This is a genomic window from Kosakonia sp., assembly GCF_032104925.1.
In the GTDB taxonomy this organism is placed as follows: Bacteria; Pseudomonadota; Gammaproteobacteria; order Enterobacterales; family Enterobacteriaceae; genus Kosakonia.
Genome location: NZ_DAMCGF010000013.1, coordinates 1 through 16,446 on the forward strand (window position 1 = coordinate 1; position 16,446 = coordinate 16,446).

The window sequence follows — 16,446 nt, forward strand, 5'->3', positions numbered from 1 at the left end:
TTAATTCCCGCTGACAACCCCTAATTTCAAAAAACTTTTCAACCGTCTCTTTTTTGCGCAAAACTGCGCTAAAGCGCCAGTTTTTCGAGCTTTTTGAACCCATAGCGCTGCAAAACGGGCAATAATTGCGCAGTCTCTGGCGTTAATGCCATGCAATAGGCAATATTCTCATCGGAAGATTTCGCATCCGGCGCTTCGTGTTCAAGCAGCCAGGCAGTACGACGCGCAATTGCCGCGCCTGAATCAATCAAACGCGTTCCTTCCGGCAACACTTGCAGCAACTCGTCTTGCAGTAAAGGAAAGTGCGTACATCCCAGCACCACCGTATCCGGCGGCTCTTTCATGCGCAGCCAGGGGCGAAGGATATGGCGCAGTTCATCCAGCGAGACCGCTTCACCATGCAGTTTCGCTTCCGCCAATACGACCAGCTCCGCCGATCCCAGCATCTCAATCCGACACTCATTCGCGAAACGCGAAATCAGTTCGTGTGTATAAGGACGCTTCACCGTACCCCGCGTGGCCAGCAGCCCTACCACGCCGTTCGCCGTTAGACGCGCGGCGGGTTTGATAGCAGGCACTACGCCGACGACAGGGAAGGAAAACGTCTCCCGCAGCGCGGGCAAAGATACGGTGCTCGCCGTATTACAGGCAATAACGGCCAGTGCGAGGGGGTATTGGGCCTGAACGGCGGCGACGATTTCGACAACGCGTTCAACGATAAACGCTTCGCTTTTCTCACCATAGGGGAAAGCGACATTGTCAAACGCGTAGATGTAATGCAGATCCGGCAGGAGATGCCGGATCTCATCATAAACGGATAACCCACCGACGCCGGAGTCAAACACCAGCACGGTGGGACGTGCGTCAGAAGGTGTAGCTGCCAGACAAGGTGTATTCCCGTCCTGCAGTTTGGTAGCCATATGCTGTCTCGTACTCTTTATCGAACAGGTTGGCGATTTTACCACGAACTGTTAAATGAGAGGTCACAGGATATGAGGCAGAAAAATCAACCGTACTATAACTTGGCAAAATACGTTGCTCAGGATTATAGGTTGACGTGCGGTTGTCATAGCGCTTACCGAAGTACTCCCAGGCCAGATCCATATCGACATTCAATACGGACCAGTCAAGCTGGTACTTCGCCTGACGCTTCGCACGACGCGGCAGCACTTCATTGGTTTCATCATCACGCGGATCAATGTATTGCAGCGTCACGCGATGCGAGAAAATGCCGGTATCTACGCTGCCCGTCCACTCAACGCCTTTAATAGTGGCAGAGTTGATGTTGTAGTAAGCCGTATTGCTATAGGTGATCAGGTTTTCAATCTCATAGCGATAGGCAGACAAACGCCAGTCCAGCGGGCCGGTTAAGCCTTCAACACCCGCTTCCCACTGTCTGGACTCTTCCGGTTTCAGGTTCGGGTTGGAAGCAATGCCAAAACGCTTCGCACCAAACTGCTGGCCTAAAGAAGGCGCCAGGAAGCCAGTGCCATAAGAGACGGTCAGACGGTAGTTTTCAACGAACTCCCAGCCGGCAGCGGTCTGCCAGGTACCATGCCAGCCGAACTCGTCATCTTTATCTTCACGGCCCGAGGCTTCCAGCGTGACATCGCCGAACTGCTGCATCCCGTTCAGGTACAAGCCCGTATTCTCACGCTCATAAGCATCGCGCGTCGTTTTATTCGATGAAACCAGCCGCTCTTGTTTCCAGTCTACGCCCGCGCCAACAGAACCTTTGCCGACATCAACGTTGTTACCCCACTGAATGTATCGCTGCTCCATATCATCCAGCGTGGTGCCGTCGTTATAACGGCCATAAATGCTGCTGTAGTTGTAGTCTTTGCTTTTCTGGTAGCTGGCCAGCAACTGGGACGAATAGATCCCCTCGGCGAAATTCAGTCCGGTATCCCAACCCTGCACAAACAATTGACGCTCATCGGCGCTATAGTCTGGCGCGAACGGTGGGCTGCCAAGATCGTAATCCACGTTATTGCTAAAGTTGTAGCCGCGAAAGAAACCGTCGACGTTATCGTTGAACTTGTGCTGCAGGCTGCCCCAGAACGTTTTGTTGCGATAACCATCGCGATCACTGTCATGATCCCAGGTTGAACCGGGCTGCACATTAAAACCGCGTGTGCTGGTATAAGAACCCGCCGCCGTCGCCACGGTGTCGCCAAAGCGCTGGCGCAGCGTACCGTCGTAGGTCTGATAGCCTTTCGAGCCTACGCCGGCATTGATTTGTGATTTCTCATTGCCGGTCATGGTAATGACGTTAACCACGCCGCCAATCGCCCCGGAGCCATACACGGCAGAGCGCGGCCCGCGAATATATTCAACGCGTTGCACTAAAGAGAGCGGGATTTGATTCAGCTCGGGATCGTTGGAAATCCCTGAGCGCGCAACCGGAACGCCATCAATCAGCAGCAGCAGGTGTTTCGCTTCTGTACCCCGCACATAAACCGAAGCGGTCTGGCCTAATCCGCCGTTTTGCGCGATATCAACTCCAGGCAGGCGACGCAGCACATCAACCAGTGAGCGCGACTGCCAGCGATCGATGTCCTCACGCGTCACCACTTCAGTTGGTGCAAGCACCGTCTTAGCCGGTTGTTGAAAACGATTTGCTGTCACCACCAAAGTGTCTGAGCTGCTATCTTGCGCCCAGCCGGAAAAAGCTGTGACGGAGAGCGCCGTCAGCAGCGAAGCTTTTTTAATCATTGTGAAAGCATCCACAAAAGAGTAAGGATGCCGCAGGTTCCATCAATAGCACGCGATGATGTCACCAGATGCGACGTATACCGGCAGGTCTTCGGGCTTGGAGGTACATCAAGAAAGCGACTTCCCACCCAACAGGCAGTGTCTGCTCTCTCACCTTGATCCTTACCGCTGCGCGTCAGCCCCAGATTCTCACTGGGTTCCCTTTTAACTCACAGGACCGGAACAAGGATGCTACATTCTGTAACATATGGATGTCCAGACTGCTAACTGACTATTTAGCTCACATCCGGGGCTGGACATCGCCTGAGCAATGCCTACAATCCCCGCGTTATTCTTAATCACTCAGGAAGCATGATGACCCCCGAACACCTGCCGACAGAACAGTACGAAGCCCAGCTGGCCGAAAAAGTGGTGCGTCTGCAATCAATGATGACGCCTTTTTCCGCGCCGCTTCCGGAGGTGTTTCGCTCACCGGTCAGCCATTACCGTATGCGCGCCGAATTCCGCATCTGGCATGACGGCGACGATCTCTACCACATCATTTTCGATCAGCAGACGAAATCGCGGATCCGCGTGGACAGCTTCCCGGCAGCAAGCGAGCTGATTAACCAATTAATGACGGTGATGATCGAGGCGGTACGCGGCAATAAAACACTGCGTCATAAGCTGTTCCAGATTGATTACCTGAGCACCATGAGCAACCAGGCGATTGTTACTCTGCTCTATCACAAAAAGCTGGATGATGAATGGCAGGCAGAAGCCGCGCACCTGCGTGACGCGCTGCGCGCCAGGAATCTGAATGTGCAGTTAATTGGCCGTGCGACCAAAACTAAAATCGAGCTGGATCAGGATTTTGTCGATGAGCGTCTGCCGGTCGGTGGCAGAGAGATGATCTACCGCCAGGTGGAGAACAGCTTTACGCAGCCTAACGCCGCGATGAATATCCAAATGCTGGAATGGGCGCTTGATGTCACGCGCGATTCAACGGGCGATCTGCTGGAGCTGTATTGCGGCAATGGCAACTTTTCGCTGGCGCTGGCACGCAATTTCGATCGCGTGCTGGCAACCGAAATCGCCAAACCGTCCGTGGCGGCAGCGCAATACAATATCGCGGCTAACCACATTGATAACGTGCAGATTATTCGCATGTCCGCCGAAGAATTTACGCAGGCGATGAATGGCGTGCGCGCTTTTAACCGTTTGCAGGGTATCGATCTTGCGAGCTACCAGTGCGAAACGATTTTCGTCGATCCGCCGCGCAGCGGGCTGGACGCGGAAACCGAGAAAATGGTGCAGGCCTATCCGCGTATTCTGTATATCTCCTGCAACCCGGAAACGCTGTGTAAAAACCTGGAAGCATTGAGCCAGACACACGATATTTCACGTCTGGCGCTGTTCGATCAATTCCCGTATACGCACCATATGGAGTGTGGCGTACTGCTTACGCGTAAAATAAATAGCGCTATATAAAACCCGGCAATTCCGTTTAACGGCTGGCCTATCAATCAGGCCAGCCGAATAATAGCGGTGAGACGCAAATGACTGCTGCATGCAACTATTTATTTATCAGGATAATGACCATTGCGGAACGTGATCGCGCTAACATTATTTTATAATGATTTGTGAATGTTCTGACGCGGTATTTATATCACCAGAGATGTTCACTTCTGATATTACACAATCAGCCCCGCGAGAAACAGGGCTGAGAAATAATGCGTTTTACGGGTTATTTATCGGCAATAAAGTGGTCATCATCACCCACCGGAATATAAACGCGAACCCACTCTTTACCGTCGACAATATCCCAGCTGTGACCTTCGCCCGCCGTGTCTGCCGCAAGCAGAACCGTGCCGGGTTCGATGATGAAGGTTGAGCCATCGCTTACCCTGAACTTAAGTTTGCCTTTCATCGTCACCACGTATTGCTTCTTCGGTGCCGGATGTACTCCTTTCTGCCACTCTTCGAATGTATTGCTGAAGTAGAGATTTTGCGACGAGAGCTTCGCCAGCGAGGGAACAGAACCTTTAATAAACGCCGAGTGGTTATCCGGCGTATTAATGAGTTTTACCGCTGGAATACGATGCTCGCTCTCATTCGTTTTTATTGTATCCGCGAATGCGGCGACCGAAATAACTAAACCGGCCGTGGCTAACAGAAGTTGTGTTATTTTTTTCATGAGGATGTCCAGAGTTAATTTTAACCTGTCACCTGGATCAAGCGATCGTCAGGCAACCGAATAAAATGCCGGATCAGTACATCAGATGAGATGCGTTTTACCGTAGATTTTTTTAATTAATAAATTATTGATGGATTCTGGCAGGGAGTTATTTCGCAAACGCAGAACAAAGGGATTAATAACTTTCAACACTTGATTCATTGGGAATGAAAATCCCCTCTCGCAGGGAGAGGGGATAATGCTTATTCAGAGGCTTCGTGTTTGCGATCGCGCAGACGAAAACCAATCCAGAAAACCAGCACCACCGACAAAACGGCAGGCAGGAAGTTAGAACCGATATCCGGATACTCGGCGCGCACCACCGTACTGTAAATCAGCACACCGAGGATAAAACACGCGGCGGCAAGGCCTGGCAGACCCACCGGCATCGTGCGATTTTGATAGCGCTGATGCAGACAATACACCGTCAGCACCAGCGAGATAATCGGGAATATTGAAAACGGTACAATCGAGCTGAACACGGCGGAGAACGTACCGTTAATCGATAAGCCAGCGATGAGCGCCAGCAGCAACGTACCTTTATCTTGACCAGACTGTTTCATTACTCATCCTTCACTCGTCGGTTGATGCGCCAGTTTTTCCTGTTCACGGCGATACCAGTAATACGCGCCTTTTGAAATCATGCGCAATTGTAGTACCAGTCGCTCTTCTAGTTGCCTGCGTTGTTCCGCCCCCACATCCAGCGCTTCAGCGCCGGCGTTGAAGACAATCGTCACCATCGCTTCGGCTTGCGCTTCAGTGAACGCTCGCGGCATATGGTTTTCGAGTTCAAGGTAGTCGGCAAGTTCCGCAATAAAATGTTGGATCTCACGCGCCACCGCCGCACGAAAGGCTGCGGACGTTCCGGAGCGTTCCCGCAACAGGAGCTGAAAAGCGTTGGGATTATTGCCGATAAATTCCATAAATGTGGAAACCGATGTGCGGATAACGCTACCGCCTTTCGCAATACGCTGACGCGCCTGGCGCATCAACTGGCGCAGCATTAACCCGCTTTCATCCACCATGGTCAGACCGAGTTCATCCACATCCCGGAAATGACGATAAAAAGACGTTGGCGCAATACCTGCCTCACGGGCGACTTCCCGCAGGCTCAGGCTGGCGAAGCTGCGCTCCGCGCTGAGTTGGCTAAATGCGGCTTCGATCAGCGAACGCCGCGTTCTCTCTTTTTGTTGCGCTCTTACACCCATCACGATGTTTGAATCCTTCCAGGGGCCCGCTGGCACTATACCAGAGAATAAATCCGATCCGATTGTACTGGATTGTGACTGATTGTTTACGCGCAGTTTCTTCTTTTTCGTGGCAAAAGAGCACAACGATAATTGGGTTACCGCCGCTTTGATGTTAGTATTATGTTGCTTTTATGTATAAGAACAGGTAAGCCTTACCATGCCACATTCCTACGATTATGATGCAATAGTAATAGGCTCCGGCCCCGGCGGCGAAGGCGCAGCCATGGGCCTGGTTAAACAAGGAGCACGGGTCGCGGTTATTGAGCGTTACCACAATGTCGGCGGCGGCTGTACGCATTGGGGCACTATCCCCTCAAAAGCGTTGCGCCACGCCGTTAGCCGTATTATCGAATTCAACCAAAACCCGCTCTACAGTGACCACACCCGCCTTCTCCGCTCCTCTTTCGCCGATATCCTGAACCATGCTGAAAGCGTGATTAATCAGCAAACGCGCATGCGTCAGGGCTTTTATGAGCGTAACCGCTGCGAAATTTTAGAAGGCAACGCCCATTTTATTGATGACCACACACTGGCGCTGGAGTGCCACGACGGCACTGTCGAAACCATCACCGCCGAAAAATTTGTTATCGCCTGTGGCTCACGCCCCTACCGTCCGGCCGATGTCGATTTTGCCCATCCCCGTGTTTACGACAGCGACTCGATCCTTGATATGCATCACGAGCCCCGCCATGTGATCATCTACGGCGCGGGGGTGATCGGTTGCGAATATGCGTCGATCTTCCGCGGTATGAATGTCAAAGTGGATCTGATCAACACCCGCGATCGCCTGCTGGCGTTCCTTGATCAGGAGATGTCGGACTCACTCTCTTATCACTTCTGGAATAGTGGCGTCGTTATCCGCCATAACGAAGAGTACGAGCGCATCGAGCCGCTGGATGACGGGGTGATTATGCACCTGAAATCCGGCAAAAAACTGAAAGCCGACTGCCTGCTCTACGCCAACGGCCGTACCGGGAACACCGACAGCCTGCAACTGGCGAATATTGGCCTTGAAGCGGACGGACGCGGTCAGTTGAAGGTTAACAGCATGTACCAGACCGCGCTGCCGCACGTTTATGCGGTAGGCGATGTGATTGGTTACCCCAGCCTGGCATCAGCGGCTTACGACCAGGGGCGCATTGCCGCGCAGGCGATGGTCAAAGGCGAAGCCACGGCGCATCTGATTGAAGATATTCCGACCGGGATTTATACCATTCCGGAGATCAGTTCCGTGGGCAAAACCGAACAGCAGCTCACGGCCATGAAAGTGCCGTATGAAGTGGGTCGCGCGCAGTTTAAACACCTGGCGCGGGCGCAGATTGTCGGCATGAATGTCGGTACGCTGAAGATCCTGTTCCACCGCGAAACGAAAGAGATTTTGGGAATTCACTGCTTTGGCGAGCGCGCGGCCGAAATTATTCATATCGGCCAGGCGATTATGGAGCAGAAAGGTGGCGGTAACACCATTGAGTACTTCGTTAACACCACCTTTAACTACCCGACAATGGCGGAAGCCTACCGGGTAGCGGCATTAAACGGCTTAAACCGCCTGTTTTAACGCTGTGTCGAAATGGCCATCCATCGCACCACGGATGGCCTCTGCCAGCTGCTCATAGCGGCTGCGCAGCGGCGAACCCGGGCGATACACCAGCCCAACCGTGCGTTTCGGTTCAGGTTTGATACACGGCAGATACACCACGCCATCGCGTTTACGCTCGCGCGGAACGGAAAGCGCAGGCAGCAGCGTGATGCCACTCCCGGCGGCGACCATATTGCGCAGCGTTTCCAGGCTGGTCGCACGGAAATGGGTATCTTCGTCCGCACCCGCCTCAAAGCAGAAGCCCATCGCCTGGTCGCGCAGGCAGTGCCCGTCTTCCAGCATCAGCAGCTTTTCGCCCGCCAGGTCAGCCATCGGCACACATTCGCGGTTCGCCCACGGATGATCTTCATAAATCGCCAGCATCATTGGCTCATCGTACAGCGGCACCTCAATAAAGGCTTCGCTCTCTTTCACCAGCGCGAGGATCGCGCAGTCGAGCTTGCCGCTGTCCAGTTGCGCCAGAAGTTGATGCGTCTGCGCTTCATGCAGATACATTTCCAGTTTCGGGAAAGTCTGGTGCAACAGCGGAATGATGTGCGGCAACAGGTAAGGTCCAACGGTTGGGATCAGGCCAATATGCAGCGGGCCGGACATCGTTTCCCCCTGCTGGCTTGCCATTTCCTTCAGCACTTTGACCTCGCGCAGCACAGTGCGCGCCTGATCTACCAGCAACAAACCCGCCTGGGTGAACAGCACTTTGCGGCTGGTACGCTCCAGCAGCATTACGCCAAGTTCATCTTCCAGTTTACGGATCTGCCCGCTCAGCGTGGGCTGGCTGACGTGGCAAGAATCGGCTGCACGGCGAAAATGGCGGTGTTCGGCTAACGCCACCAGGTACTCAAGATCACGAATATTCATTATTCATCCTCCGTCGCCACGATAGTTCATGGCGATAGATAGCATAGCAACGAACGATTATCCCTATCAAGCATTCTGTTCAATAATTAGCACCAGAAACGAAGCGGCACCTCAGCTTGACCCGTGATGAGGCAACTACCCTCTGTTTCTCTCTGAACAACTAAAGCCAACGTGAACGTTTTGCGGACCTTAGCGTCCGCATTTTTTTGCATAAAAAAGCCCGGCGTAACGCCAGGCTCCTGTTTGCAAACTGTAGCGTGCTTACACCAACCGCGCCTTCGCATCCGCAATGGCCTGCGCGACCTGCACCGGTGACACGCCGCCTTTCGCCGCACGTTTATCAAGGCAGGATTGCAGTGACAGAATGGGATAAACATCATCGCCAATCACATCGCTGAATTTTTGCAGATCGGCAAGTGGCAGATCTTCCAGCGGTTTGCCCTGGCGAATCGCTTCCACCACCGCTTCACCAACGATGTGGTGCGCTTCGCGAAACGGTACGCCTTTCGCGACAAGGTAATCCGCCAGTTCGGTGGCATTAGCGTAACCCTGCTGCGCCGCTTCCTGACAACGCGGGCGTTTCACCTGAATGCCGTCCAGCACCAGCGCCGCCATGTGCAGGCAGTCAAGCCAGGTGTCGAGCGCATCGAACAGCCCTTCTTTGTCTTCCTGCATATCTTTGTTGTACGCCAGCGGCAGGCCTTTAAGCGTCATCATCATGCCGGTTAACGCGCCCTGCACACGGCCGCATTTACCACGGATCAGCTCCAGCGCATCCGGGTTTTTCTTTTGCGGCATCAGTGAAGAACCAGAGGTTACGCGGTCAGAAAGCTCAACAAACGCCGCTTCGCCGGAGTTAAAGAAAATCAGATCTTCGGCAAAGCGCGACAGATGCACCATGCCGATTGAAGCGTCAGAGAGCAGTTCCAGCACGTGGTCGCGGTCGGATACGCTGTCCAGGCTGTTGCGGGTTGCCGAGGCAAAACCCAGCCAGTCCGCTAACTGCTCACGGTCGATTTCATAAGCCGTTCCCGCCAGCGCGCCGCTGCCCAGCGGGCTGACATCCAGGCGTTTTAGCGTATCCTGCAAGCGGCTTTCATCACGCGCCAGCATCTCAACATAGGCCAGCGACCAGTGCGCGAACGTCACCGGCTGCGCGCGTTGCAGGTGAGTATAACCAGGCATGACTGCGTCCTGGTTATTTTCCGCCGTCACCACCAGCGCGCTCTGCAACTGGCGATTCGCCAGCAGCAATTCACTGATGGTGTCTTTACACCACAGTTTCAGATCGGTCGCTACCTGGTCATTACGGCTGCGCCCGGTATGCAGTTTTTTGCCCAGTTGACCCACTTTATCGATCAACTTGCCTTCCACCCAACTGTGAATATCTTCCGCGTCGCTTTGCAGGATCTGCTGCGGATTAGCGCGCACCTCTTCCAGCAGATTATTCAACGCTTCTTCCAGTTGCTGCTGCTCAGCCGCAGTCAGCACGCCAACGGTCACCAGCGCTTTAGACCAGGCCACAGAGCCAACGATATCCTGCTCCGCCAGGCGATAGTCAAAGCGCAAAGAGTCGTTGAACTGTTTGAACCGTTGATCCGCTGCCTGAGTAAAACGCCCGCCCCAAAGTGCCATAGTTTGCTTCCTTCTCTTTATCCGTTTTGCCGGACGGCGCAGCGCCTGCCCGGCCTACATAAATTGTTGTGTCGTTACGCCAGAATACGGGTGCCGATCGGCGTGCCGTTAAACAGCGCGGGTAGCTGCTCGGCATGACGCCAGGAGGCGATATCCACCGGGCGACCCAGCGTGCGCGCCGCGTCCAGCGCCGCGTTTACTTTTACGATCATGCCATCGGTAATGATGCCCTGGGCAATCAGTTGCTCCGCTTTCGCCGCTGTCATCTCGGCAATACGCTGGCCTTTGCCATCCAGAATACCGCTTACATCAGAGAGCAGAATCAGATCTGCGCCCAATGTTGCAGCCAGTGCGGTTGCTGCCTGGTCGGCGTTGACGTTCATCAGCTCACCTTCATCGGTGACGCCGATGGAGCTGATCACCGGCAAAAAGCCGCCATCAAGCAGCGCATTGATCAGTTTCGGTGAACCCGGTTGTGCCAGGCCGACATGCCCCAGTTCTTCATCCAGTTGCGTTACTTTCACGCTGTCGCCATCACCGAGGAACAGGCCGACAGAGGCGATATGGTGTTTCTTCGCCCACGCCAGCAGGGTTTTGTTGGCCGTACCGGCCAGCGCACCGGTGATGATGTCAATCTGATCCGCCGGGGTTACGCGCAGGCCATTTTTCTTTTTAACCGGCAGGTTAAGCTGTTTCATCAGCTCATCCACCACGCAGCCGCCGCCGTGGACAATCACTAACGGGCGCTGATGAGATTCACGATAGTGCACCAGTGCCGTAAACAAACGCTCCAGCGCTTCCTCGCTATCCAGCAGTACGCCACCGAGCTTAATAATTAATGGATTCATCATCACGATCACGCCTGTTCAATTTAAATAAGTGACTGAGTTTCAGCATAGCCAAAACGAATATTCGCGCACTGCACTGCCTGCGCCGCCGCGCCTTTCAACAGGTTATCTTCCGTGGCGACGACAATCAGGTGCTCATCTTGTACCGCAAAACCGATATCGCAGAACGGCAGGCCAACCACGTTTTTCAACGCCGGAACGCCTTTGTCATACAGACGCACCAGTGGTTTATCGCCATACGCTTGTTTGAACACATCCGCCACCTGTGCGTGGGTAATGCCCGGTTGCAAACGGCAGGTGATGGTTTCAAGGATCCCACGCGGGAAGCTCGCCAGGTGCGGGGTGAAGATCACACTCGCGCCAAGGTGAGTAGCGATTTCCGGATGGTGGCGATGGTTGAAAACACCGTACGGTTGCAGGCTCACTTCGCAGAAACTGTTAGAAAGCGCCGCTTTGCGCCCCGCGCCGCTGACGCCGCTGGTGGCGTTGATCACCGGCCACTGGTTCAAATCCAGCAGCCCGGCGTCGATCAGCGGTTTTAACGACAACTGCGCCGCCGTCGGATAGCACCCCGGCACGGCAATTAATTGCGCTTCTTTCAGTTTGTCATGGTTCCACTCCGCCAGCCCATACACCGCCTGTGCCAGCAGATCGGTATGCTGATGGGTGAAGCCGTAGAATTTTTCGTAAAACGCGGGATCGTTAACGCGGAACGCACCAGAGAGATCGAACACCACGCATCCCGCCGCCAGGCAGGTTGGCGCCAGATCGTGGCTAACTTCATGGGCGGTGGCGAGGAAGACAACATCCACGCCCTCCAGGAAATCGCCAATATCGGACATCGGTTGTAACGGGAGATCAACAATGCCTTTCAACTGCGGATGTAAATCAGAGATACATTTTCCTGCATCATTACTTTGCGCAGAAACCGTCAAAGCGGTTATGTTCATATGAGGATGGCGATTTACATAGGTCACTAGCTCTGCACCAGCATAACCGCTGGCACCCACAATTAATGTGTTCAACATTGGGGCGGTTTACCTTCTTACGTCATGTGTGCCAGGGAAAGACTCGGCATCAATCCCGCGTCGCTGAGCAAAGTCGCCGCATGGGTTCCTTTACGCTCAACATTAATGTATTTTTATTCACATTTAGTGCATGAATATTGATACTATCACGAACTCAGGTATGTCAACAATGAAAATGAATTTGCCACCATTTATCGAGATCTACCGCGCCCTGATAGCCACGCCGTCGATCAGCGCGACGGAAGAAGCGCTGGATCAGAGCAATGCGTCTTTAATCAATTTGCTGGCTGGATGGTTTGGCGATCTCGGTTTCAAGGTTGAAGTGCAGCCGGTTCCCGGCACCCGTAACAAATTCAATATGCTTGCCAGTGCCGGAACCGGCGCGGGCGGCCTGTTGCTGACCGGTCACACCGACACAGTGCCGTTCGATGATGGGCGCTGGACGCGCGACCCGTTTACGCTCACCGAGCATGACAACAAGCTCTACGGTCTGGGCACCGCCGACATGAAAGGCTTTTTCGCCTTTATTCTTGATGCGCTGCGTGACGTCGATGTGACAAAACTGAGCAAGCCGCTGTATGTGCTCGCCACCGCCGATGAAGAGACCAGCATGGCCGGTGCGCGCTATTTCTCCGAGAACACGCAGCTGCGCCCGGACTGCGCCATCATTGGCGAACCGACCTCTTTGCAGCCGGTGCGTGCACATAAAGGCCATATCTCCAATGCGATTCGCATTCTTGGTCAATCCGGCCACTCCAGCGATCCGGCGCGCGGCGTCAACGCCATCGAACTGATGCACGATGCCATCGGCCATATTCTGCAACTACGCGACAGCCTGAAAGAACGTTATCACTACGACGCGTTCACCGTGCCGTATCCAACATTGAACCTTGGGCATATTCACGGTGGTGATGCGGCAAACCGTATCTGCGCCTGTTGCGAACTGCATATGGATATTCGTCCGCTACCGGGCATGACGCTTAACGATCTCAATGGGCTGTTAAACGATGCGCTGGAGCCGGTAAGTTCCCGCTGGCCGGGTCGTTTAACCGTTTCTGAACTGCACCCGCCGATCCCGGGATACGAATGCCCGCCGGATCACCAACTGGTGGAAGTGGTAGAAAAACTGCTCGGCGTCGAAACCGAGGTAGTGAACTACTGCACCGAAGCGCCCTTTATTCAGACACTTTGCCCGACGCTGGTGCTGGGGCCGGGGTCTATTAACCAGGCGCATCAGCCGGATGAATATCTGGAAACCCGCTTTATTAAACCAACACGCGAACTCATCACCCAGGTCGTTCATCATTTCTGCTGGCACTGAAGTGATTTTCGCTTTTTTACCCCCTCGTATGAGGGGGTTTTTATGTGCGAAAAAGCGTGACAATTGTCACGATCCCATAAGCAATACTTATTGGACACGATGCGAATTAAATTTCGTAAATTGCCGACATTTATTCGTTTGCTGAAGCGATTTCGCAACAATTGACGCGGTGGGTTTTACGTGGCTTTATAAAAGACGGTGTCTTATATCTGCGCAACGGCAGGTATAACAAAATAAAATGAGATGGGGTGTCTGGGGTAACATGAACGAACAATATTCCGCTTTGCGTAGTAATGTCAGTATGCTCGGCAAACTGCTGGGAGATACCATTAAGGATGCTCTCGGCGAGAACATTCTCGACCGGGTAGAAACAATCCGTAAGCTGTCCAAATCCTCCCGCGCCGGGAATGAAGCCAGCCGTCAGGAACTGCTCACCACTTTGCAGAATCTGTCCAATGACGAACTGCTGCCGGTAGCCCGCGCGTTTAGCCAGTTCCTGAACCTTGCTAACACCGCCGAGCAATACCATAGCATTTCGGCGAAAGGCGAAGCGGCCAGCAACCCGGAAGTGATTGCCCAGACCATCAGAAAGCTGAAAGACCAACCCAATCTCAACGAAGCCACAATTATTAAAGCGATTGAATCACTGTCGCTGGAGCTGGTGCTGACTGCGCACCCGACCGAAATCACTCGCCGTACGCTGATCCACAAAATGGTGGAAGTAAATAACTGCTTAAAGCAGCTAGATAACAGCGATATCGCCGATTATGAACGCCACCAGCTGATGCGCCGCCTGCGCCAGTTGATTGCCCAGTCCTGGCACACCGATGAAATCCGCAGAAACCGTCCAAGCCCGGTAGATGAAGCCAAATGGGGCTTTGCGGTGGTGGAAAACAGCCTGTGGGAAGGCGTGCCAAATTACCTGCGCGAGCTGAACGAACAGCTGGAAGAGAACCTCAATTACAAACTGCCGGTGGACTTTGTGCCGGTGCGTTTTACCTCGTGGATGGGCGGCGACCGTGACGGCAACCCGAACGTTACCGCTGATATCACCCGTCATGTCCTGCTGCTCAGCCGCTGGAAAGCAACCGATCTGTTCCTGAAGGACGTTCAGTTGCTGATTTCCGAACTGTCGATGGTGGAGTGTACCGACGAGTTGCGCGAACTGGCGGGCGCAGAAGGCGCGCGTGAACCGTATCGCTATCTGATGAAGAAGCTGCGCGGCGATCTGATGGCCACCCAGGCCTGGCTGGAAGCACGCCTGAAAGGCCAGAAATTACCGAAACCGGCCGGACTGCTGGTGCAAAACGAGCAACTGTGGGAACCGCTCTACGCCTGTTATAAATCGTTGCAGGCCTGCGGCATGGGCATTATCGCCAACGGGGAACTGCTCGATACATTACGCCGCGTGAAGAGTTTTGGCGTGCCGCTGGTACGCATCGACATTCGTCAGGAGAGCACCCGTCATACGGAAGCGCTGGGCGAATTAACGCGTTACCTGGGTATTGGCGACTACGAAAGCTGGTCGGAAGCGGACAAACAGGCATTCCTGATCCGCGAACTGAACTCTAAACGTCCGCTGCTGCCGCGCCAGTGGGAGCCAAGCGAAGAGACCCGCGAAGTGCTGGACACTTGCCGGGTGATCGCCGAAGCGCCGCGTGGATCCATCGCCGCGTATGTGATCTCAATGGCGAAGACGCCTTCAGACGTGCTGGCAGTTCACCTGCTGCTGAAAGAAGCCGGTATCGGTTTTGCGCTGCCGGTCGCGCCGCTGTTTGAAACCCTTGATGACCTGAATAACGCCGACGACGTGATGACCCAGTTGCTGAATATCGACTGGTATCGCGGCTTTATCCAGGGCAAACAGATGGTGATGATTGGCTACTCCGACTCGGCGAAAGACGCGGGCGTGATGGCCGCTTCCTGGGCACAGTACCAGGCGCAGGACGCATTAATCAAAACCTGCGAAAAAGCAGGAATCGAACTGACACTGTTCCACGGTCGCGGCGGCTCGATTGGTCGTGGCGGCGCGCCGGCTCACGCCGCACTGCTTTCGCAACCGCCAGGCAGCCTGAAAGGGGGTTTGCGCGTTACCGAACAGGGCGAAATGATCCGCTTCAAATACGGTCTGCCGGAAGTCACCATCAGTAGTTTGTCGCTCTATACCAGCGCGATCATGGAAGCCAACCTGCTGCCGCCGCCGGAGCCGAAAACCGAGTGGCGCCATATTATGGACGAGCTCTCAACCATCTCCTGCGATATGTACCGCGGCTATGTGCGCGAAAACAAAGATTTCGTACCGTACTTCCGTTCCGCCACGCCGGAGCAGGAACTGGGTAAACTGCCGCTGGGCTCTCGTCCGGCGAAACGTCGCCCGACCGGCGGTGTTGAATCGCTGCGCGCAATCCCGTGGATCTTCGCCTGGACGCAAAACCGCCTGATGCTGCCAGCCTGGCTGGGCGCGGGCGCGGCGTTGCAGAAAGTGGTGGAAGACGGCAAACAGAGCGAGCTGGAAGCCATGTGCCGCGACTGGCCCTTCTTCTCCACTCGTCTGGGCATGCTGGAGATGGTGTTCTCGAAAGCCGACCTGTGGCTGGCGGAATATTACGATCAGCGTCTGGTGAAACCTGAACTGTGGGCGCTGGGTAGTGAGCTGCGCAAACTGCTGGAAGCGGATATCAAAGTGGTGCTGGCAATCGCCAACGACTCGCACTTAATGGCCGATCTGCCGTGGATCGCCGAATCCATCCAGTTGCGTAACATCTATACCGACCCGCTGAACGTGTTGCAGGCCGAGCTGCTGCACCGCTCGCGCCTTGCGGAAGAAGAAGGCAAAGAGCCGGATCACCGCGTTGAGCAAGCGCTGATGGTCACGATCGCCGGGGTGGCGGCGGGTATGCGTAATACCGGTTAATTTCGCTATCATCGCAAAAGGCCACACTGGTTGTGGCCTTTTTTGATCCTGCCAGTTAAGGT

13 protein-coding genes and 1 riboswitch are annotated in these 16,446 nt (G+C 54.3%); of the genes, 4 read left to right on the top strand and 9 right to left on the bottom strand.

The annotated features are described in order from the left end of the window. Positions 1 to 68: 68 nt before the first annotated feature. On the bottom strand, positions 69 to 920 hold the full coding sequence (gene murI, locus RT644_RS20085; protein ID WP_044489540.1) for a glutamate racemase: 852 nt from the start codon (positions 918 to 920) through the stop codon (positions 69 to 71). After that, positions 865 to 2,715 (bottom strand): TonB-dependent vitamin B12 receptor BtuB, encoded by a 1,851-nt coding sequence (gene btuB / locus RT644_RS20090; protein WP_020455981.1) that lies wholly within the window; start codon positions 2,713 to 2,715, stop codon positions 865 to 867. Before btuB ends, murI begins: the two co-directional genes overlap by 56 nt. A gap of 64 nt (positions 2,716 to 2,779) precedes the next feature. After that, positions 2,780 to 2,952, bottom strand: a riboswitch (cobalamin riboswitch). 117 nt (positions 2,953 to 3,069) lie between these two features. Between btuB and trmA the strand changes: the two genes are divergently transcribed. Further along, positions 3,070 to 4,185, top strand: coding sequence for a tRNA (uridine(54)-C5)-methyltransferase TrmA (gene trmA, locus RT644_RS20095; protein WP_313627906.1), 1,116 nt, complete (start codon positions 3,070 to 3,072; stop codon positions 4,183 to 4,185). A gap of 256 nt (positions 4,186 to 4,441) precedes the next feature. Here the strand turns inward: trmA and RT644_RS20100 are convergent, their stop codons facing one another. From RT644_RS20100 to fabR, 3 genes are all read right to left on the bottom strand, one after another. Further along, complete coding sequence (locus RT644_RS20100; protein WP_269232603.1) at positions 4,442 to 4,891, bottom strand: hypothetical protein; 450 nt, start codon at positions 4,889 to 4,891, stop codon at positions 4,442 to 4,444. A 242-nt stretch (positions 4,892 to 5,133) separates the two neighbouring features. Further along, positions 5,134 to 5,493, bottom strand: coding sequence for a YijD family membrane protein (locus RT644_RS20105; protein ID WP_020455977.1), 360 nt, complete (start codon positions 5,491 to 5,493; stop codon positions 5,134 to 5,136). Between the two features lie 3 nt (positions 5,494 to 5,496). After that, the gene (gene fabR, locus RT644_RS20110) at positions 5,497 to 6,141 is read right to left on the bottom strand and encodes an HTH-type transcriptional repressor FabR (RefSeq protein ID WP_017459617.1); all 645 of its coding nucleotides are present in this window, start codon (positions 6,139 to 6,141) and stop codon (positions 5,497 to 5,499) included. Between the two features lie 196 nt (positions 6,142 to 6,337). On the opposite strand from fabR, the gene sthA reads away from it, so the two are divergent. Then, a complete protein-coding gene (gene sthA, locus RT644_RS20115) occupies positions 6,338 to 7,738 on the top strand; it encodes a Si-specific NAD(P)(+) transhydrogenase (protein ID WP_044489539.1) in 1,401 nt (466 codons plus the stop codon). Here sthA and oxyR read toward each other — a convergent pair. The 4 genes from oxyR to argC all read right to left on the bottom strand — a co-directional run bounded on the left by oxyR (position 7,721) and on the right by argC (position 12,149). Continuing rightward, the gene (oxyR, locus tag RT644_RS20120; RefSeq protein ID WP_017459619.1) at positions 7,721 to 8,638 is read right to left on the bottom strand and encodes a DNA-binding transcriptional regulator OxyR; all 918 of its coding nucleotides are present in this window, start codon (positions 8,636 to 8,638) and stop codon (positions 7,721 to 7,723) included. The genes sthA and oxyR overlap by 18 nt on opposite strands. A gap of 261 nt (positions 8,639 to 8,899) precedes the next feature. Continuing rightward, positions 8,900 to 10,273 carry an argininosuccinate lyase gene (argH, locus tag RT644_RS20125; RefSeq protein ID WP_160271412.1) on the bottom strand — a complete coding sequence of 458 codons (1,374 nt, stop codon included), beginning with the start codon at positions 10,271 to 10,273 and terminating at the stop codon, positions 8,900 to 8,902. Between the two features lie 74 nt (positions 10,274 to 10,347). Then, positions 10,348 to 11,124, bottom strand: coding sequence for an acetylglutamate kinase (gene argB, locus RT644_RS20130; RefSeq protein WP_020455972.1), 777 nt, complete (start codon positions 11,122 to 11,124; stop codon positions 10,348 to 10,350). A gap of 20 nt (positions 11,125 to 11,144) precedes the next feature. Next, positions 11,145 to 12,149 carry an N-acetyl-gamma-glutamyl-phosphate reductase gene (gene argC / locus RT644_RS20135; protein WP_313627817.1) on the bottom strand — a complete coding sequence of 335 codons (1,005 nt, stop codon included), beginning with the start codon at positions 12,147 to 12,149 and terminating at the stop codon, positions 11,145 to 11,147. 169 nt (positions 12,150 to 12,318) lie between these two features. Between argC and argE the strand changes: the two genes are divergently transcribed. Both argE and ppc read left to right on the top strand, forming a co-directional pair. Beyond that, entirely contained in the window at positions 12,319 to 13,470 is a 1,152-nt protein-coding gene (argE, locus tag RT644_RS20140) for an acetylornithine deacetylase (protein WP_020455970.1), read from the top strand. Between the two features lie 262 nt (positions 13,471 to 13,732). Then, positions 13,733 to 16,384 (top strand): phosphoenolpyruvate carboxylase, encoded by a 2,652-nt coding sequence (ppc, locus tag RT644_RS20145; protein ID WP_269232600.1) that lies wholly within the window; start codon positions 13,733 to 13,735, stop codon positions 16,382 to 16,384. Positions 16,385 to 16,446: the final 62 nt, after the last annotated feature.